16 protein-coding genes and 1 tRNA gene are annotated in these 20,496 nt (G+C 34.7%); 8 read left to right on the top strand and 9 right to left on the bottom strand.

The window, feature by feature from the left end; all coding sequences use genetic code 11:
* Positions 1 to 1,052: 1,052 nt before the first annotated feature.
* The 3 genes from ACFIM8_RS05465 to ACFIM8_RS05475 all read right to left on the bottom strand — a co-directional run bounded on the left by ACFIM8_RS05465 (position 1,053) and on the right by ACFIM8_RS05475 (position 5,152).
* Positions 1,053 to 1,304, bottom strand: a complete 252-nt coding sequence (locus ACFIM8_RS05465) for a GlsB/YeaQ/YmgE family stress response membrane protein (protein ID WP_375606942.1) — start codon at positions 1,302 to 1,304, stop codon at positions 1,053 to 1,055.
* Between the two features lie 869 nt (positions 1,305 to 2,173).
* A complete protein-coding gene (locus ACFIM8_RS05470) occupies positions 2,174 to 3,865 on the bottom strand; it encodes a Na/Pi cotransporter family protein (protein ID WP_375608216.1) in 1,692 nt (563 codons plus the stop codon).
* Between the two features lie 69 nt (positions 3,866 to 3,934).
* On the bottom strand, positions 3,935 to 5,152 hold the full coding sequence (locus ACFIM8_RS05475; RefSeq protein ID WP_375606944.1) for a mechanosensitive ion channel family protein: 1,218 nt from the start codon (positions 5,150 to 5,152) through the stop codon (positions 3,935 to 3,937).
* Between the two features lie 134 nt (positions 5,153 to 5,286).
* Here ACFIM8_RS05475 and dnaG point away from each other — a divergent pair, with 134 nt between their 5' ends.
* From dnaG to ACFIM8_RS05490, 3 genes are all read left to right on the top strand, one after another.
* Positions 5,287 to 7,224, top strand: coding sequence for a DNA primase (gene dnaG / locus ACFIM8_RS05480; protein ID WP_375614606.1), 1,938 nt, complete (start codon positions 5,287 to 5,289; stop codon positions 7,222 to 7,224).
* Between the two features lie 353 nt (positions 7,225 to 7,577).
* A complete protein-coding gene (gene rpoD / locus ACFIM8_RS05485) occupies positions 7,578 to 9,593 on the top strand; it encodes an RNA polymerase sigma factor RpoD (RefSeq protein WP_375606946.1) in 2,016 nt (671 codons plus the stop codon).
* Between the two features lie 604 nt (positions 9,594 to 10,197).
* Positions 10,198 to 10,659, top strand: coding sequence for a YcgN family cysteine cluster protein (locus ACFIM8_RS05490; protein WP_375606947.1), 462 nt, complete (start codon positions 10,198 to 10,200; stop codon positions 10,657 to 10,659).
* A gap of 28 nt (positions 10,660 to 10,687) precedes the next feature.
* On the opposite strand, the gene ACFIM8_RS05495 is transcribed toward ACFIM8_RS05490, so the two are convergent.
* Positions 10,688 to 11,425: an SIMPL domain-containing protein gene (locus ACFIM8_RS05495; RefSeq protein WP_375606948.1), complete on the bottom strand. Its 738-nt coding sequence runs from the start codon at positions 11,423 to 11,425 to the stop codon at positions 10,688 to 10,690.
* A 181-nt stretch (positions 11,426 to 11,606) separates the two neighbouring features.
* On the opposite strand from ACFIM8_RS05495, the gene ACFIM8_RS05500 reads away from it, so the two are divergent.
* Together ACFIM8_RS05500 and ACFIM8_RS05505 are read left to right on the top strand one after the other, a co-directional pair.
* Positions 11,607 to 11,683: transfer RNA gene (locus ACFIM8_RS05500), tRNA-Ile, on the top strand.
* A 1,684-nt stretch (positions 11,684 to 13,367) separates the two neighbouring features.
* Positions 13,368 to 13,550, top strand: a complete 183-nt coding sequence (locus tag ACFIM8_RS05505; protein WP_273790801.1) for a hypothetical protein — start codon at positions 13,368 to 13,370, stop codon at positions 13,548 to 13,550.
* On the opposite strand, the gene ACFIM8_RS05510 is transcribed toward ACFIM8_RS05505, so the two are convergent.
* On the bottom strand, positions 13,474 to 13,788 hold the full coding sequence (locus ACFIM8_RS05510; RefSeq protein WP_007347852.1) for a helix-turn-helix domain-containing protein: 315 nt from the start codon (positions 13,786 to 13,788) through the stop codon (positions 13,474 to 13,476). The two genes, ACFIM8_RS05505 and ACFIM8_RS05510, sit on opposite strands and share 77 nt — an antisense overlap.
* Before the next feature lie 609 nt (positions 13,789 to 14,397).
* On the opposite strand from ACFIM8_RS05510, the gene ACFIM8_RS05515 reads away from it, so the two are divergent.
* Complete coding sequence (locus tag ACFIM8_RS05515) at positions 14,398 to 14,523, top strand: hypothetical protein (RefSeq protein WP_375606949.1); 126 nt, start codon at positions 14,398 to 14,400, stop codon at positions 14,521 to 14,523.
* Between the two features lie 576 nt (positions 14,524 to 15,099).
* A complete protein-coding gene (locus tag ACFIM8_RS05520; RefSeq protein WP_273790799.1) occupies positions 15,100 to 15,411 on the top strand; it encodes a hypothetical protein in 312 nt (103 codons plus the stop codon).
* Between the two features lie 753 nt (positions 15,412 to 16,164).
* Here the strand turns inward: ACFIM8_RS05520 and ACFIM8_RS05525 are convergent.
* Positions 16,165 to 16,344 carry a DUF1508 domain-containing protein gene (locus tag ACFIM8_RS05525; protein WP_142416545.1) on the bottom strand — a complete coding sequence of 60 codons (180 nt, stop codon included), beginning with the start codon at positions 16,342 to 16,344 and terminating at the stop codon, positions 16,165 to 16,167.
* A 391-nt stretch (positions 16,345 to 16,735) separates the two neighbouring features.
* Positions 16,736 to 17,275, bottom strand: a complete 540-nt coding sequence (locus tag ACFIM8_RS05530) for a helix-turn-helix domain-containing protein (RefSeq protein ID WP_375606950.1) — start codon at positions 17,273 to 17,275, stop codon at positions 16,736 to 16,738.
* Positions 17,276 to 17,637: 362 nt separating this feature from the next.
* On the opposite strand from ACFIM8_RS05530, the gene ACFIM8_RS05535 reads away from it, so the two are divergent.
* Entirely contained in the window at positions 17,638 to 18,687 is a 1,050-nt protein-coding gene (locus tag ACFIM8_RS05535) for a DUF475 domain-containing protein (protein WP_375609260.1), read from the top strand.
* A gap of 474 nt (positions 18,688 to 19,161) precedes the next feature.
* Here the strand turns inward: ACFIM8_RS05535 and pncA are convergent, their stop codons facing one another.
* Positions 19,162 to 19,770: a bifunctional nicotinamidase/pyrazinamidase gene (gene pncA / locus ACFIM8_RS05540; RefSeq protein ID WP_375606953.1), complete on the bottom strand. Its 609-nt coding sequence runs from the start codon at positions 19,768 to 19,770 to the stop codon at positions 19,162 to 19,164.
* Positions 19,771 to 19,817: 47 nt separating this feature from the next.
* Positions 19,818 to 20,354, bottom strand: a complete 537-nt coding sequence (locus ACFIM8_RS05545; protein WP_375606954.1) for a hypothetical protein — start codon at positions 20,352 to 20,354, stop codon at positions 19,818 to 19,820.
* Positions 20,355 to 20,496 lie beyond the last annotated feature (142 nt).

A 20,496-nucleotide genomic window follows, 5' to 3' on the forward strand; every position in this document is an offset into this window, starting at 1 on the left:
ACAGCTAAAGTCTTATTCCATATGTTATGTTGGGTTAAATAGATAGCTCTATTGTAATACAAGGAGTATAAAAGCAGCAAGATTTTAACAGGAAGATATCAAAGGGAAAATCGAAAGCAAAGGTCTTTAAAAGAAGATATGCAGGAAGTATATATTATAGGATTATTTTCATTTAAAAAAGTAAAATAAAGTATTATGTTTTGTTCAAGGCGCTTTCACAATGTGTTACGGAAATTTCTTTATCGCATGAGAGCAATGGGAAAAATGTTTCGTGCTTTAAAATTCGTTTGTAACACATATAAAGAAGAGCTAAAAATTCATCTATGCAAGATGATATAAAGAGGAAGTTTTAAGAGGAACAAAACTTTATTTTATACTTTAGAAAGTGAAGAGATATTCAAATCTTTTGAATTGAGATGTAAAGAAGATCGTATTCTTTATAATAAAGAAGTTTATATTAATGCATATATTTTGATAAACTTTAAAATATATTATATTGTTAAAATTTTGAAATATTACATCACATAATGTGTAGTAATTCTATAATAAAGTTATATTAATATTATTTCATAGATTAGAAAAAATTATTTATCATTTTGTTCTTGCCATCTCTCTTTATTTCTTAAGATGCAAAAAAGCTCTTCGAGTTTTTCGGTAAAAAGGGTATTGTTGATAAAGTGTATAGGTATTAAGCATTATACGGTAGAATCTTTAATCATCGTTAGTGATTTTTGTAACCTTATGAATTGTTATTACAGTGAGATAAGCTGGATTTGCGCACGTGGTACAAAAATAAGTTCGTATTTCGTTAAAGTAACGCAACATATCTTTCCTGATATGCGTAAGTTTATATAGGTATGAAATGGTGCGTTATAAAGTTCTTTACTGCATTTGGTTTTATAATACGGTGATGGTGTATGCCTAAAATCGCAGCTTAAGCATCTCACCATCATATCAAAATTAATAACAACAAGTTACAGGGGAATATTTCAAACTCTGCTAGTTGTTTCCTAGTTTTGTATTGAATCCCCAAAAGTGTAAAAATAGATACTCTATGATCGAATTTTTTCTCCTATCCATATAAGAATACAGGCTCCTATAAAACCTGAAATAAGATAGCCAAGCCAACCAGCAAAACTTACACCTAAAAGACTAAAAAGAAAGCTCGCTAGCGCAGCGCCAATAATCCCTAAGATAATATTTAATAATATTCCTGTTTGGCTTTTCATAATATATTGTGCAGCCCAACCTGCAATCCCGCCGATAATAATAGCTGCAATCCAACCGATGTTTGCATTTTCCATGATACCCTCCTTTGCCTGAATTTAAATTGTAACTAGAGTAAACTTTGTAAAAATCAAGGTTTATTCTTTTTTTACCCAGTGGAAAGGATATTTCTGTTAGAGATTTTACTTATTAATTTCCTTTATATTAAAATAATACTCACATTTATATTATATATAATACTTAATAAGTATAAATTATATAATACATTTTAATTTATAAACAAATTAATTAATTGAGAAATATGAATAAAAGAAGAAAATATTAGTGAAAATGTTTTAAGAATTCATAAAGTGTATTTATAAGCTTTTTAAGCTCTCTTTTACATTTAAAAGACAATTGTGATTAAAGTAATAAGTAAAATGGATATTTAAAAGTTTGGAGCTTGCCAATTGATATCAATGATGTTTAAAATGAAAACTGTTTCGTTGACAGGTTATAGCGTGGCTGTATAGATTGAACCTCTACCAATCTTGATATAAACGTTGCATTTTTGTGGGGTTTTGTATTCCTTATAGAGTATTTCTGTTTCGTTGCTACTGTGAAGCGGTTCCCTTTTTACAAGGCGGGTTTAGATTGCAACTGTCATGCTCTTGACCATCTCTTTATGTTTTGAACAGTCTTGGCTTTGAGATGGTTAGGTATTTTGACGTCTTTCTTCAAGAGTTCTATTCTATATGCTACTTTGTTTGTAATGTGCAAGCAAATGACTTTGAGGAATTCATCATGAGTAGATTTTAAATGGAAGAAATTTACGATGAAGAAAATTCATTTAAAATGTCAAATAGATAAAATATTTTTACTAAATTGATATTTTGATCAAGGTATTTGAATGTTCAAAATTTAATGATAGATGAGATGCATTTCTTATTCAAGTTATTTTAAAATTTTAAGATTTTTCTGTTTGTTCTTCAACAGGGTTGCGTAGACGAGAACTTTGAAGAAGTCCCTGTTCTTCTAAAATGGGGTAGATCATTGAGGTCAAAAGAGAGTTGATTTGTTTGAGGTCGCGCACAGTGTCAAGATGAAGACTGGATGATTCTACATTTTTGAGATCCCCTTCACGCAGACGTTTAAAATGTTTTAAACTCATCTCTTTTTCTAAGTTTCGTAGTTGATCTTTTTTTTGTACCAATAGGTGTGCAGTGTGTGTATCACGTGAGACGAGAACGTTAAATGCTATATGCGCGTTGGCTAGTACAATGGCGTGGAAACGAAGGAGGTCACTCCAGCCCTCGCTGCTGAACTGTAAACCTTTTTGTTGTTTCTTTTTAACCAGCATCAACATATTGTGAATAATGATATCGCCTGCTTGGTCTAATTTTATACAGGCACCTAGAAGTTCTTGCGTTTGAAGAGCTTCTTCGTCAGATAATTTTTGTCCCGCTAATCGTGCAAGATAAAGTTTGATGGCGATATGTTTTTTGTCCAATATGGTGTTGAGTTGGTTGAGTTCACGAATAATATTGGGATCAGGCTTTTCATAAAGTCCCATAATTTTTTCTAGCATGATGTCTACAAGATCACAAATATGAATGACTTCACGCATGACATTCGAGAGGGCGAGAGTTGGGCGTTCAAGAACACTATCATCAAGAGCTGTTTGATCGGATAAATTGAGCGTTTTATCGGTTTGCGTTTTTTTTGCACTTATATTCACGATCTGAGTGGTTAATTTTAAAACCCACTTTGAAAGAGGTATTCCAGCAAGGAGAATGAAAACATTAAAAATGATATGGGCATTAATCACTTGAGTAGGGGCGTTATTGCCAAGCCATGTGATGGGTGGTTGAAAGGAGAGAAATAAGATAAGTATAAGGATTGACCCTGCTCCACGCATGAGTAAATTTCCTAAGGGAACGAGGCGAGTATTAGGAGAGGCGTTGCGCGTTAAAAGTGGTGCTATAAGAGAAGAGCCAAAGTTGACACCAAGAACCATGACAACACAGAGTTGCGTATGGATAAGATCGTAATTGGCAAAATTGACCAGCAAAATGATTCCTGCAATAGATGAATGTAAGAGGTAGGTTAAGCCAGCAGCCAACAAAAAAGTGGAAACAGGATCGGTTGAAAGATAACGAATGATGCTAGGCAAAATTTCGCTTTCACGTAAAGGCTCTGTCGCTGTACTTATCATTTCTAAAGATAAAATCAAAAGACCAATACCGATGATAATACGTCCTATTTGACGCCATTCACGTTTTTCTGTTGTCATGAAGATACAAGTGCCAATTAAAAGACAAAGGGGCACCACAAGTGTGAGATCATAGGTTAGGATTTTTACAACGATTGCTGATCCTAATTCTCCTCCGCGTACAGCCATAAGTCCTGCTACTCCAGAGACAAAACCAGATTCAACGAAAGAGCCAACGAGGAGTGTTATTGCTGTAGAGCTTTGTAAAATCATTGCTGTAAAAAGCCCAAAACTTACGGCAAACAATGGTTTTGAAACGACGTGGCACATTTTATATTTAAGTCTGTCACCATAGGCGCGTTCAACTCCTGTGCGCACCATGCGTGTGGCCCAGAGAAGTAAAGAAATAGCGCCGGCAAGATGAAGGAGTACCAATGAACCATTCATGATACTTTATTCTTTCTTTGTTGTTGTGAATGCGGTTGCCTCAAATTAATAAATTGAAGTTTATTGTTTTTATTTTACTTTTGCTTTTAATACTTGATTAAAATCATAACCGCTTGGATTTTGAAAAACCTTTAGACCGAAACAGGGCAGAATGGAATAAAGGTGATCAAAGATATCGCCTTGAATTTGTTCATAGTCTATCCAAACGGTGGTGTTCGTAAAGCAATAGATTTCTAAAGGTAAACCATTTTCTGTAGGAGGTAATTGTCGTGCCATGAGGGTCATATTAGGATTGATGTTTAGATGCTGTTGTAGATAAGCAAAAACATAAGCACGAAAAGTTCCAATGTTGGTTAAACGGCGTGTATTGGCTAAGACATCATGATTTTTATCTAATTGAGCATTCCATTGATCAATTTCTGCTACTTTTTGCGTGAAATAATTTTCTAATAAATTAAATCGGGAAAGATATTTTTGTTCTTCTTTTGTGAGAAAATGGATACTTGATTGATCAATAAAAAGAGAGCGTTTGATGCGTCTTCCACCCGATTCTTGCATTCCACGCCAATTTTTAAAAGGGTCGGTCACAAGTTTACGGATAGGAACTGAGGTGATGGTGTTGTCGAAATTTTGAACTTTAACAGTATGCAAGGCAATTTCAATAACATCACCATCGGCACCGAGGTTGGGGATTTCAATCCAATCCCCAACACGCACCATATCAGTGGATGAAATTTGAATACCGGCAACGAGAGAAAGAAGCGTATCTTGAAAAATTAACATGAGAACCGCGGCCATTGCACCAAGACCGGAGAAGAGAATAAGAGGGGAGCGGTCAATTAATGTAGCGACCATTAAAATTGTTGCAACAGCAAAAAGTGCAATTTTAGCAATTTGAATATAACCTTTTATTGGTTTTAGTCGTGCTGTTGGTCGTTGTTCGTAAAGGATGTTAATGACATTGAGACAGGAAGAAATTGTCAGGACGACAAAGAAGATAATGAAGGCGTTGGCAACATTACCGATGACAGTGCTAAATGCATCGGGCAATGTTGAGATAAAATTAACACCAATTGAAAGAATAAAAGCTGAAATGATATCCGCTATGTATTGAATAGCATTATTAATATCGATCGTTGTATTTTTTGGGAGAAAAGAAGAGAGTTTTTTTGCTCCGTGAATAAGTAATTTTCGTCCTAGAAAGTTCACTAAAAGGGCAGCTATAGTAAGAATAACAAGCCAAGAAATAGCCTCTAACCACGGATATTGAGCAATAAATTCGATCACTTTTTATTCTCCATTTCTAAAAATATATGCAGTTGAGGGTTTAAAATTTTACAACTGCTTAAGAGGAAGTATTGGAATTATGCTCTAAAGTCGTTAAATATGCAAAAAAGAATTTTTAAACTCTGTGAGAGATAATGCGTTTTCCGCCCGATTTCCTTAATGAACTGCGTACGAGACTCCCAATTTCAACAGTAATTGGTCAACGGGTGGATTTTGATCCTCGAAAAAGTAAGCCTTCACGGGGAGACTTTTGGTGTTGTTGTCCATTTCATGGTGAAAAAACGCCAAGTTTTCATTGTGATGATCATAAAGGGCGCTATTATTGTTTTGGTTGTGGTGTAAGTGGAGATATTTTTACCTTTTTGTGTGAGCTTGATGGACTGCACTTTTCAGAAAGTGTAGAGCGTTTGGCTGATTTTGCGGGAATGAAACTCCCTATTTTGGATTCACAAAGTCATCAGCGTCAACTGGAAAAAACTGACCTTTATGATGTGATGAAAATTGCTACAGATTTTTTTCAATATAATTTACGCGATAAAGGAGGTATGCAAGCACGTCGTTATCTGGATGCACGTGGTGTTACACCAGAGCTTGTAGAGCGTTTCCGCATTGGTTTTGCACCGGTAAGGCGTACAGCTTTGAAAGAAGCTTTGAGTGCACAGGGCATTTCAATAAAGCAAATGGAAGAATGTGGGCTTCTCTCAGTGCATGAGGAGAGCGCGGATTCTTATGACCGATTTAGAAATCGCATTATGTTTCCTATCGAAGATTTGCGCGGACGTGTGGTGGCTTTCGGAGGGCGTGCATTAGAGAAAGATACACGAGCAAAATATCTCAATAGCCCTGAAACAGTGCTGTTTCATAAAGGAAATATACTTTATAACGCGGCAGCAGCTCGCAAAAATAGTCGCTTTGTTGGCGATGAGAAAATTCATTCACTCCTTGTTGTTGAGGGGTATATGGATGTTATTGCATTGACTAAAGCTGGTTTTGAAGGAGTTGTAGCACCCTTAGGGACAGCATTAACGGAAGCGCAAATTGAGCTTTTATGGCAGATGGGGAAGGAGCCTATTTTGTGTTTTGATGGTGATGATGCTGGTTTAAAAGCTGCTTTTCGTGTTGCTGATCGTGTGTTGCCTCTTTTAAAGGCTGGGGTTTGTGTACGCTTTGTTTTGTTGCCACAAGGGAAAGATCCTGATGAAATTGTTTGTGCTGGTGGAGCACAGCTTTTTTCTTCTTTTTTGCAAAAAGCTATTCCTTTGAGTGAGCTTTTATGGTGGCGTGCTACCTATGGAAAGCATTTTGAAATTCCAGAGGCACGAGCAGCGCTAGAAAAACAACTAAAACAACAAATTTTTACGATTAAGGATGAAGATGTCCGTCGTTATTATTTGCAAGATATAAAAAAACGCCTTTTTGATTTTTTTCGTCCCTCTTTTTCAAAACAAAAGGGGGAAGGGCGATATGGTCAATCTTCACCAAATAGGACCTTTAAAGATCAAACCTTTTCTCTGTTAGCAAATTCTGAAATAGTACGAAATTCTTCGCAATCTATCCCTTTGCGTGAAGCAGTGATTTTACTTACTTTAGCTTACTATCCTGAGTTGTGGTATGAAAATTTTGAAATTCTTTCTGAGTTAGAATTAAAAAATACTCAATTGATAATTTTTCATCAAGCCATGTTGGAAATTCTTGGGGACCAACAGCTTCATGATAAAGAGACGATGGTTGCATTCTTAGAAAAAAGAGGACAAAAGGCTCTGTTAGAGCGTATGAAATATCTTGTGCAAAATATTGGTATGCGTATTATTCTTGGTGGATCTCCTATAGAAGATGCACGTGCTATATTAAAACAAGCTGTCTACTTGCATCTTCAAGAACACCACCTACATAAGAGGTTACAGGATATTGAAGAGCAACTTGTAGAAAATCCTAAGAGTGAGGTTTTTGATCTGCTTCGTGAGGTAAAAAATGAGCTGGAGCAGATGCAGGCAACAGAAGCGTTAATTGAAGGATTTGGAAGTTGGTTGGATGAAAAAATAGACGGGAATACACAAGATACGATAAAATGATTCGCTTTTTTAATGCGAATCAGTCACTTAAATTTTAGATGAGGAGGTTTATGTGGAGTGACATTCTTATAAAGATGACAATTAAATTTTAGGAAAAGCGGGCAAATTTTAGGAAAAGCGGGAAATTGGTTCTTACGATAGGGTACAGAGATTATCTCAGAAGGACTGAGAGGTGTCGGGGAAACTTCTGGAGTTTTCCCGCGTTTTTGGCTGAATGACAAGGTGTATACAAAATGTATTCTTTCTAATAGTAATCTCTTAAGAAATATATATAAGAAACTATTGGGTGATTGAAGTGAGAACAAAAAAGCTGGTCACATAGAAACTATGGCGTGATCGAGTGGAGTTATGGTATGGCAACAAAGGTTAAACAGAAAGATAATGCAGAAGTAAAAAGCCAAGCGAGTTTAGATGGCCCTCTTCTTGATTTTTCTGATGATGCCATCAAGAAAATGATTAAACTTGCCAAAAAAAATGGTTACGTAACGATGGATGAACTCAATGCAGTTCTTCCTTCTGACGAGGTTACATCCGAACAAATTGAAGATATCTTGGCGATGTTCTCTGAGATGGGGGTTAATGTTGTGGATGATGAGGATGAAGTTGAGTCTGAAAATTATGAAGAAGAAGTTACGGTAGAGGGGGGGGATTTAGTAGAAGCCTCTAGCCACGCAATTGCAACGACAACGAATAAACGCGAAGTAACAGATCGCACCGATGATCCGGTGCGTATGTATTTGCGTGAAATGGGGGCTGTTGAGCTTCTTTCACGGGAAGGCGAAATTGCCATTGCTAAGCGTATTGAAGCAGGGCGTGAGACAATGATTGCCGGACTTTGTGAGAGCCCTTTGACTTTTCAGGCTCTTATTATTTGGCGTGACGAGTTAAAAGAACAGCGTATTCTTCTTCGCGAAATTATTGATCTTGAAACGACTTATGCTGGTCCAGAAGCAAAGCAGGCTCCTGTTATTGAGCGAAGTGAAGTTGATAAGACAGTAGAAGAAAAAATGTCTTCTGGTATACGTAATATGGGGGAGAGCGCAGGAGAGAGAAACATTGAAGACGATGATGAAGAAGACGAGGACGATGTTAACTTATCGCTTGCTGCAATGGAAAATGAACTTTGTCCTCAAGTTATGGAAACATTGGATTTTATTGCTCAAACCTATGTAAAATTACGAAAATTACAAGATCAGCATGTTGAAAGCAGTTTGGCAGAGCGTAAAGAGGGGGCACTTACATCTTCTCAGAAGAAGAAATATATTCAATTAAAGGGTGAGTTGATTCAAGCAGTAAAATCTCTTTCTTTAAACCAAAATCGTATCGAAGCTTTAGTTGAACAGCTTTATGACATTAATAAGAGATTGATTCATAATGAAGGTAAGCTGAAACGGATTGCCAATAGCTATGGCATTGGCCATGAGGATTTTTTAAAAGAATACCAAGGGCGTGAATTGGACGCGGATTGGATGAATTATATTGCTGCTTTGCCTACACCTGGTTGGAAAGAGTTTTCGGTGCGTGAAGCAAAAGAAATCCATAAACTGCGAAGTGAGATACAAAATCTTGCGCAAGAAACGGCTATTTCGATTGGTGAATTTCGTCGGATTGTTATGCAGGTGCAGAAAGGTGAACGCGAATCAACAATTGCGAAAAAAGAGATGGTAGAATCTAATTTGCGTCTTGTCATTTCAATTGCAAAAAAATACACCAATCGTGGTTTGCAGTTTCTTGATCTTATTCAAGAGGGCAATATCGGTTTGATGAAGGCTGTGGATAAGTTTGAATATCGGCGCGGTTACAAGTTTTCAACTTATGCGACATGGTGGATTCGTCAGGCTATTACACGTTCAATTGCTGATCAGGCACGTACAATTCGTATCCCTGTTCATATGATTGAAACAATTAATAAAATCGTTCGTACCTCGCGTCAGATTCTCCATGAAATTGGACGAGAACCAACACCAGAAGAATTGTCTAGCAAGCTTTCTATGCCGTTAGAAAAAGTACGAAAAGTTCTTAAAATTGCAAAAGAGCCTATTTCACTCGAAACGCCTGTTGGTGATGAAGATGATTCCCATTTGGGTGATTTTATTGAGGATAGGAATGCGTTATTACCAATTGATGCTGCTATCCAAGCTAATCTGCGAGATACGACAACACGCGTTCTTGCTTCATTAACACCGCGGGAAGAGCGTGTTTTGCGTATGCGTTTTGGAATAGGGATGAATACAGATCACACGTTGGAAGAAGTAGGACAACAATTTTCAGTTACAAGAGAGCGTATTCGTCAGATCGAAGCAAAGGCACTTCGTAAATTAAAACATCCTAGCCGTTCACGAAAATTGCGCAGTTTTCTCGATTCTTAAATAAAGGAATTCGTGTGCATTTTAATAGCTTCCTTCTTCTTCTTCTTAATGAAGGGGGGAGGTGCTTCATGTTGTACTTGGATACTTTTTTGAGAAAAACATAGGAAGAATTTGAATAATCTAGAAAGTTTACGATGTTTAATGTTTTTCTTATCTTTGGGGCTTTATACTATCTCAATAGATATAGGGCAAAGGGTGGTTATGGAGTAAAGAGTAGGGGGGCTTTCAAAAAATGAACGATAAAACACTACCTTGCGTATAGCACGGCTCGTTTTTTAAGAAATGAGATCTATTAGGAATAAACTTATATTGCAACATACGGACTTTTTGATGAAAATGTATATTCTTTGCGGAATTTTTCTATCATTTTAGGTGACGCATTTTATTCTTCGTTAAGTTTACAAAAAGATGTTTTAATAGGTTACGTTCATTTATATACGCTATTTTTTGAATATTCTCTTTTTATTCAGATGGATTTTAAGAACATGGTTTAAACTATACATTGAGTTTAATCTTTTTAAGAGACAAAAATAGATGAAATTATAGAAATTAAATGTTTCATTTTTTATAGATCGTCTTAATTTAAAAAGGTGTGTCTGAGTTTATGAGTGAAGAACTTCCCTTTTGGAAAGTAAAAAAATTAGAAGAGATTTCCATTTCTGAGTGGGAGAGCCTTTGTGATGGCTGTGGCCGTTGTTGTCTCCATAAAGTTGAGGACGACGATACGGGTGACCTTTATGCAACCAGTATTGCTTGTCGTCTTTTAGATGGGGAAACCTGCAGGTGTCGAGATTATGCTCATCGTAAATCAATTGTACCAGATTGTATATCGCTAGACATTACAACAGTTAAAACAGCCTGTTGGCTTCCAGAAAGTTGTGCTTATAGATTAATTTACGAGGGAAAAGATCTTCATTGGTGGCATCCATTGGTATCAGGAGATTGTCAGACGGTACATATCGCGCGTATTTCTGCACGCGAACAGATAGAGATTTACGAAGACGAATTATTATCTGAGGAAGATTATCTTTATCACATTACTGGTCTTCTACGTGAAGGCCAGTAATGTGATTTTTTATACAACAGTTGGTGACTTAATCGATCGCAAAGACTACAGTGACACTCACATTATAATTTAATTCACCACCTGCAAAATTTGTATTTGCGTAGCTTGCATCTGCTGCTCTACTCATGAGACGTGGTGCTGGATGGTAGTAATCATCCTTTTCATTGATTTCAATAATTTTTCCTAATTTTAAATCGGCAGCTTGTGCTATCGTTTGCGCTTTTTCAATGGCTTCAGTAATGGCTTTTTTACGTGCTTCTTGATAAAATGGCTTTGTATCTGCGTTGGTAAAAGTAATGCCGTTAACTGAATTAACACCTAGTGTCATCGCTTGATCAAAGATTTTACCAGCATTGGTAAGATCACGAATGCGCACGGTTAAAGAATTTGAAACATGATAGAGTTTTTCATTATTCTTTTTTTCGTGGTGGTTATCAGAGGTCGACTGATAAATGGATAAGCCTGATGTTTGCAAATCATTTGCTTGGATACCATTGTTTTTAAAAGCTTTTATAATATCATTGATGGATTGATTATTAGAAGCTAATGCCTTTTGGGCAGTTTTGTCATAGGTAACAACGGCTAGATTAATAATGGCCATATCCGGTGCTGCTTGACTTTCTCCGGTTGCAGTCACTGTGATTGTTGCATTTTTTATTTTGTTTGCTTCAGCATGCACAGTCAATGAAGTGGTTAAGAGTGTGAATGCTAATATAGCTGTTTTAACCAGAGACCCCTTCAGTGGTTGAATTTTCTTTTTTATCATATCTATTCCTTTAATATTTATCAGTTTATTACTTTCTCATTTTTGAGAGTTTTTGTAAAGAAATTAGAGCACTGGAAAAAAAACCAATAGAAAAGAGAAAAAAAGAGAAAAAGATGGGTTATAATCTTTGTCAGCTCTTGTATCATAGGGCATTTTAGTTTAGAGAGAAACAACCTATGTAGGGCCTGTAGCTCAATTGGTTAGAGCCAGCGGCTCATAACCGCTTGGTTGGGGGTTCGAGTCCCTCCGGGCCCACCAATAGGGAAATGTCCAATAGAAAAATAGATCGCTTAAAAGTTTTGAGATTCTACCTTTTTCGTTTTTTATTTATTTTCCTGTTTTTTTAGAATCTTTTAGTCGTTGTTTGTTGCAGTTTTTTCTCTCAGTCGCTTTAATATGATGGTATGTTTTCTTAGTTTCATCAAAGAAGTTCTCTCACTTGCAACCTTTTAGCATTTGGATTAACTGATATGTGTCCTATTTACTTTTTTAATTCATATACTGTTTTATAATTTTTCTGTATGGTGTTCTTCATAAAATAGAAGGCTAAAAGCTTCATTGGATAAGTTTATTTATACTTGTTCTGCAAATAAATAGACCTCAATAAAAGCAATTTTAAAGATTGTACCTGTTCAGAACAAATGGCTCAAAAAAAATTTAGTGTAAATTTGCTTTTTTCTAAGTGATGTTAATGTCTTTTAGACGTTCGAATAGCATCATCGTGATGAAAGGTTAGTGTATAAGAGAATGTGATCTATGGGCATTCATATGTATCATGGGGGCAACGATGATAACATTTGTTGATATTTTCTTTTTCACAAGAAAGGAATTCTATTTGATATTTTGAGAAATATTGTTCATAGTGACGGTGGCGTGTTCTCTGAAAGAATTTTATTAATTATTCTTTGAAAAATCAATTGAGTGATTGTTTCTATTGCTTTGCATCATCCAGATTCTATTGTAATAAGCATTTTATTATTCTGTAAGAAATGTTTTCTATGATATTGGAAAATTCATTAAAATACCATTTTGGACTTTGTGTATTTTCTGTTTAATGCTCAAAGTATAGCATGTAATTCGAATTGTTATTGAAGAACCAAAGGTCTTTTTTGATTTTATTCTCATCGGGGATTGATCGTATTTTGATAAACCTAGCTCTTTTTTGTATTGCTAAAATCTTCCTTGTATTGATTGTGAGGAGAGTTTGATCTTTGTTATGAGTTTCTTCTCTTATGAAAAATTATTGGCAGGGAGAGTGTTTTTTGGGAAAAGTATACTTCTTCTTCAAAGTCATACTTTGAAAATATAATTCTTCATTTGCATAAGGGAATTTCTCTCTTGTTGTAAATCTGTATCAAATTTACGTAAAAAGATTGTGCGTGGTGATTCGTTTTATTTTTTAATAGTATCATTTTTGCTTATGATAGAGACTTATATTAGTATTTACAAGGTGCGTTTAGAGGGGAGGTTACCTGTAAATGTGTTACAGAGTTTTAGGTAGTGAGGCTCTGTTTATAAGAATTTATTCCTATAACATTGTTATATTCTTGCTTTGCAATATTGTTAAAAAAACATAGATAGTGCTATGTAGAATAAATTGTGATGTATTTTTTTCAAAAAAGCTCTTTCGTGTTCTCTTATATAGAGTTCAGGAGTGTCTTCAGGGATATTTTCACATTAGTTTTTATTGGTCCGAATCGCAAGATCTGCGTAACATTATTCGCGTTTTTGATAGATTATACCAATTTTCATAAGAAGGTCTGGATCGTGTGATGCTTTCTGTTTCACCATGGTACATGACTAATAGAACTTCATCTGATTTTGTAAAATAAGTTTGTACACAATTGCTTCCATACTGCCTATTGCAAATATTTTTTTCTAAGGTATGAGATATATTTTAAACGCTTTAGCGTTATATAGTGTGACTACATGGAGTATGACTATGAAGAATGATAAAAAATTTGAAACAACTTTATCTGATATTATTGTGAAATGGGAGTCTTTATCGACGTCTCAAAAGCAAGCGATATTGGATAAAGTAGAAAATTCTACAGATTCTGCTCATTCAACAGAACATTTAAGGCTTCAATCTTCTTTTTATCTCCAGACGAAATCAAAGTTATGAGTTTTAAATCTTCATCGGAAATGTTGAAACCAGTTATTACATATATGGCACTAGCATTTCCCAGTGTATTCAAAATAGCCATGAGTTTATCTACAGAAGGCCTCTTGCCTCCATTTATCATTTGTTGGACGTAATTTTGTCCACAGCCTGCAGCTCTGCTTATTTCAATCATTGTTCGTCCGTCACTTTTTATCAATTCAACTAAGCGTTGGAACCAATCTTTTTCAGTCTTTGTCATTTTTAGACCTTTACATATTTACGCTATAGCGTTAATATTGCGTTGCGAATCCAGAATATATGATACAAGGAGCGTGAAAATATCCATGTGTAGCTCTTCGCTAAGGAAGCATATAGAGTTGTTTTTAACTAATAACAAAATGTCCCCATACACTTTCAGATTCGAATCAATAAAAATGGTTGCTTAGTTCCACGGTTGTGAAAAAGTAAATGTGTATACCAGAAAGGGCGATACACACTCGTATGTTTATGAGATTTCACTATGATAGTATACGTAGCAGCATTATAAATCAAGATATACCCCAACATCAGAATTTGTAAAAAAAATTCTGCGTTGAGGTAGTGTGTGAATATAACAAAGCTTTAGAGCCTTAAGAGATAGGATAATGGCTGTAGAAAAAATGTAAATTGCATAGACAAAGAATACTGATTTCTTCTTTATTGTAATAAATTAGATCACTATCAGATGGTATATCGTATATATGCGTAAAAAAATGGGAAATATTAAAAAAGTGATCTTGGATATTTTATTAAACAGGAAGGTAATCTGATCCACAAAGGTGGTTGTTTGGTAGAATTGCACATTCGATCAATGCCCTTATGGGGGTGAATGTGTTTTTATGATGCTGCGGTTTATAATGAAGTCTGTGTTTATAATGATATTGTTATTTATAACAATGCATTAACATATGGTTGTTTAGTCGTTCGTACGAGTTCGCATGTTTATGAAAAATAAGAACTTTATCGTTATTTAAATATGAGTGGAGATGCATATGTTTATGCTAATGCGGTCTTTTTTGATCAAGTTTTGAATGCTCAATGTATTGAACTTTGTGGTGATACTCGTGATTGTAGAAAGGCTCGAGTTTATAATGATGCTTTAGTTTGTGGTGATGTAAAGATTTGTGGGAAGGCAAAATTTTACAGAAATGCTGTGCTTTGTGACACTGAAGATTTTTGTAATAATGAAAAACTTTCATATATAGCCGCATTCCACATGGCGTAAAAAAGGAAGATAGGAACGATTTGGGCAAGGCTTGTATGATTGGATTGCGTCGTTAGTTTTATTTGACGTTCCTTATTTTTTGTATTTTGTGTCAATAAATGTGTCGCAAATAATTGGTGTGAGTGTAGATTTAGCCGCTTTCAGAGATTTTTTTGCGTCATTTATCAATGCTTTAATGGAGAAAATAAGAACGCCGAGAGTGACTGTTCACACTTGGAACATGCGATTTATTGCATTCTTTTTTTGATTGAGGATGAAACAAATTGATCAAGATGATCACTTGAGCGACAATTAAGGGAGATCCAAATGAGTGTAAACGAAATTTTATTGGGAGCAATGGTTGTTGTTTTGTTATGCAGCGGGGTTATATTTCGGTTTTCTTTATATTATCGCAGTCAAGTGAAAATTTTAAAAGAGGAATCTAGAAGAATAAAGCATGAGTTTTTAAGAGATTCTATGAAGATGACTGAAGAACGAGATAGGGCTATTAGAGAGCAAAGTATGGTGATTAAAAGACGTGACCAAGCAATTGAAAAACTGAAAAAACAAATTAAGCAATATGAAAAAAATGAAAAGAAATATAAAAAAATGCTTAAATCTGAAGATGATAAAGAGTGATTGTATTCATATTTTGCATTAAAGGGTTTGGAAATGTGTTAGGAATATTGGAATGACGAGAGAGATAAACTTTAATGAAGCCAATTATGGTGCTGATGGAGAGATTGTATTGGAAGAGATATTCAGGTTTACTCTGATTTTATGACAACATTTAATTTTATAAGACAGAGCGTCGTTGATCATAAAATAAGAATTTATGATGATAAACTAGTTTATAGGTAGGCTGGTTATTAAAAAGCGTGTCTATACAATCCAGAAATTTTATATTATTGCTGGAAACAATTTTGCGCGTTCCTTTTAGATGTAAGGTATAAATGCCACGATAGTTTCAGCTAATAGGTATAAAAAATTGCATGATAATAGAAAGAAAGAGATATTTGCTTTTTATGAAGATGAAATCGGTAAGTCAGTTATGGTTATCAGATACAGAAGAGGAATATGAACGTAAAAGATATTAATATCTTGGAGAGTAAATATATTTCATCATTGATGATTTATCTTCTCTTCATGTTTGTTTATTTTTTATGAAAAATACAAAACTTAAGAGATTTTCTTTTTGATAAAGGCTATAGAGATTTGAGTATGATTAAAAATAAACATATAATCTGTAAGAATATGACTGTTATTTGTGAGTGTTAGAAATAATACAAGAACTTTCTCTCATTGAGGGGAAATCCATCACTTTTCATTTGTCACAAAAGTAACTACCATACCATTATACAAAATAAACGCTTGTTTTAATGGTAAAGAACGTTAGGACTGTAGTTCTCTAATAAGAGCCTTATGTGTAATTTCTTTTATTTGCTCAATATTGATTAGGATATCTTGTTTTGTTGGGTAACCTTTACTAGAAAAAGCAATTTTTTGTGCATCTCCTGAGATTAAACGCCAGTACCATTGATTGTGAACTCCTTGAAACACCTCAAAATACATGCTTCCCACCTCATAAAATAGCTGATAATTTTCAGGATAAATATTTAACTAATCCGCTTGTAAACATTAATCTATGTCTCTCTAGGAAGTCGTCAATATATGCCCCTTAAATTTTCTGACCTTAAAAAATAATTTCTATGAGAGCTATTATTCTTTTAACAAGAAAAAAATTATTGTCAATAAGATATGAATGAGAATTTTATACTATAAAATTATTTTTTTTAATTTAATGACACTATACTTTTATTTACAACGCAAATATTTTTTCTGTCGTTATAGAAACAAAGTTTATAAATTATATAAAATTTCACCAGCACGGATAAAGTAAAAAACACTTTTCTCCATACTGGTAGAGTTTAATCATTTTTTGTTTTTCTTTTTAAATAGACGTTTATTGATTAGCTATAACCTCTTTTTGGGATACGCTTCGAATGAGTAAATCAATGAATAAGCTAAGGGTATAAGAATTGGCCATTTTAGCTTTCATATCAATAAGAGAGGTTGTAGTTTTAGGGTTAAAACCATTTGATAAACCTTGTCTTGACAAATATTGCTGCAATTTTTCATAAGAACTGTCGATTTTTTCTTGATTTAGTTTTTCGTTACGATCACTATCGGAAAGTGTTTCTTCCAGTCCCTCGATTTTTTTAATAAAATAATTCCAGTCAAAATCACCTTTTGTATATTCGGTGTCAAACATTTTTCCTTGTCCAGTTAAAAGCCAATTAATATTGACACCATATAACGTGCGGTATGTTTGTAAGACACTAAGATTGGGTTCTCTCTCTCCACGCTCATAAAAAGCAATGGAATTTTTTGTCATGCTAAAACTTTTAGCTAAGGTTTCACGTGATGGATCGCCTAAAGCAAGACGTACATAACGTAAACGTTTTCCAAATATGGTTTTTGATTCAGTTTCAGGACGTGCCACGAATTATCTCCCTCGGTAAATCATCATGGTATAAATCATTAAATAATAAAAGCACACTATGTATTAATATTCTATGATATAATGTCAATATTATAGCTTTAATTTCTTGTTATTTTTTTATTTTCGTAGATAGAAAGCAATCTTTCATTTATTGTATTGACAATTGATATTTACTTCAAAACAAAATTCCTTGTTGCTACATTTGTCTCTTGCTTTTTTTTTTGAGAGAATTTTCATGTAACCTTACCATATATATTCTATACACCCCTGCATTAATAGATGCAACTTTAAAGAGATGCAAGCTTTGGATTTATACTGTGTGTGCTGTAGTTGAATTAGAAAATAAACTTTGAGGAATGATCATGGCCCTATTACGCTATTTTGGGTGTGCTTTTTTTTTCACGATTATTGGTATTTTTTTAGGAGGGGCTATTGGTTGGTTCGAAACGGGAAGCATTACTGGTTTTCTTAAATATTTTTTTATTTGCTGTGTTTTAGGGATTTTGGAAATTTCTTTATCTTTTGATAATTCTATTATCAATGCGCGTATTCTTGGTAGAATGGATCCGTTATGGCGTCGCCGTTTTCTTATATGGGGCATTTTGATAGCTGTATTTGGGATGCGGATTGTTTTTCCGTTATTGGTGGTTGTCGTTGCTGTTGGGATTAATCCCATTGCGGCAGTCAAATTAGCGATATGGGAACCACATCGATATGCCGAAGTTTTAATCGATGCACATATGGGGATTGCCGCTTTTGGAGGAACTTTCCTTATGATGGTTGGCTTAAAATATTTTTTTGATTCTAAAAAAGAAGTGCATTGGCTTAATGTTATAGAGAGACCTGCTCAAAAGTTTGGGGCGCTTGTTGGAATTGATATTGCAATTGTTTTGATTTTGATCTTATTTGTTTCAGGTCAGATTGACGCAGAAAATAAAATAACTTTTTTATTGGCAGCACTTTATGGACTTTTGACCTTTATCGGTGTTGAAGTTGTCGGTCATCTCTTGGATACTCCTCAAAAGACTTTAACAACAGTAGCTCACGGGGGAGTAGGGGCGTTTCTTTATTTAGAAGTTCTTGATGCTAGTTTTTCTTTCGATGGCGTGGTTGGTGCTTTTGCCTTTTCACACAACCTTTTTATTATTGCGATAGGTCTTGGTATCGGAGCATTTTACGTTCGTTCTATGACAATTATGTTGGTTGAATCAGGCACATTATTGCATTATCGTTATTTAGAGCATGGTGCTTTTTATGCAATTCTAGTTCTTGCAGTGATTATGTATCTGCAAACGATTATATCGGTTCCTGAAGTTTTAACAGGACTTGTGGGAGTCTGTATTATTGGAATGGCATTGTATTCTTCGATTCGTTTTAAGCGTTGTCAATTGGATAAACAGGGCGTGTCGTAAGTAATGAAAAATTCGTGTTTTCTCACGCTTTTGTTTATCGCATGTCTTTGAATAGAGAGAGGCTTTTTATGCAAAAAATGCCATGTTATTGCTTATTGATGTTTTTGTTTTAAAGTTGACACTATTGCGCGATTTCCCTCCATGAGGGAAATAATGTATAATCTTTTGGATAACTTTTGACGTATAGAGGCTTTTTGACTTCAATATAAGGTGCAAGTTTACGCTATACTTTTTACCAGCTTTTAGTATCATAACTGCTGTTGCATTTAATGATTCATAAGAAGCATTTTGGCTGTTTTTTTTGCAAGATTTTTATTCATACATCAATCCTATTTATGATGTTTTAAGAGAATGGTATTGAAATAGGGGTGAAATGAGAGAATTTTACGATATTTGGGTTCCTTTCTTAAATAGGTAAAAAAATTTATTCATTATAAATCAGAATGTTATAATGGTAGATGAGAAAAGAATATTTTAGGAGAGCATTAACAGTTCTATACCTGCTTCGTTCATAGTTTTAAGCATAGTGTTTAGTGATCCGTTTACATCAATACCAGCACAAGCATTTAATGAAACACTGACTTTAAAACCGTATTGTATGGCGTGAAGAGCAGAGAATCCGACACAAAAATCAGTTGCTAAGCCGCACATAATGAGCTTGGTAAAACCATGTTCTTTGAGATAAACATGTAAACCTGTTGGTGTTTTTTGATCATTTTCAAGAAAGGCAGAATAACTATCCATTTTTGGATTATAGCCTTTTCTAAGGATAAGTTGTGCCTTTTCCACTCTAAGAGATGTATGAAACTCTGCTCCTTGTGTTCCTTGTATACAATGATCAGGCCAAAGTATTTGAGGACCATAGTCAAGAGTGACTGTATCATAGGTTTTTTTTTCAGGATAGCAGGAAGCAAAGCTGCAATGGTTTTTGGGATGCCAGTCTTGGGTTAAGATAACGTGATCAAAATGATTTATGAGATTATTGATGGCGGGTAAAATAGTATCACCTTGTGGTACTGCAAGTGCTCCACCAAGTAAGAAGTCATTTTGAACATCAATGACGATTAAGGCTTTTTTTTCCATAAATATATTCCTCATAGGAGACGCGCTTTTATCGTATTTTTAAAAAGCTATATTTCGCCTTGAAGTTTTGAAATGAGTTGCTGAATATTGATACTATTTTTACAGTTATCAAGCCAAAAGAGGGGAATGGATAAGTTTTTACAATTTGTTTTATAGTTTTTTACGAATTGTAACCACGTACCAATGGGGAGTGCACTGTAGTCATTTGTTGCTACGTGTTGATGCAATGCCTTCATGATCATTGGGCTTGGGACGTCAGATCCCATAAGGCGGCAGTCATTTTGTAAACGTAATTTAAGCCACATCAAGGAAAGGGGTGAAGTCCATTGTTTCCCGTAACAAAAAATCGATGAAAAAAGGGAAGGATTTTTTACGGCGTAATATAAAGCCCATAAGGCAAAAAAAGAAGGTGCGTAGAGAATTGCTTTTCTTTCTGGTATCCTATCACATTGATAAGTTGGTTTAATACGATAAAAATACAAGGTTATATCTGGTATGGAAAAGATGGGCAATGTTTGATAACATGTTTCAGGGACAGCTAAAAAGATTTGCTTTTTGCTTTTTGAGGCGATGTTTTTTTGCATTCAGAACCATACTGGGGCTTGTGAGATTAGAAAAAATGTACCAATATAAAGCGAAAAGCTTTTGATACGGTGTAAGCACTATTTACTGTACAGTTTCAAAAAGCGAAAGCAATTTTTTCAAACCCTAATCTTTAATATCGCG

Origin of the sequence: Bartonella sp. AC535YNZD, assembly GCF_042196625.1 — a bacterium.
GTDB lineage: Bacteria > Pseudomonadota > Alphaproteobacteria > Rhizobiales > Rhizobiaceae > Bartonella.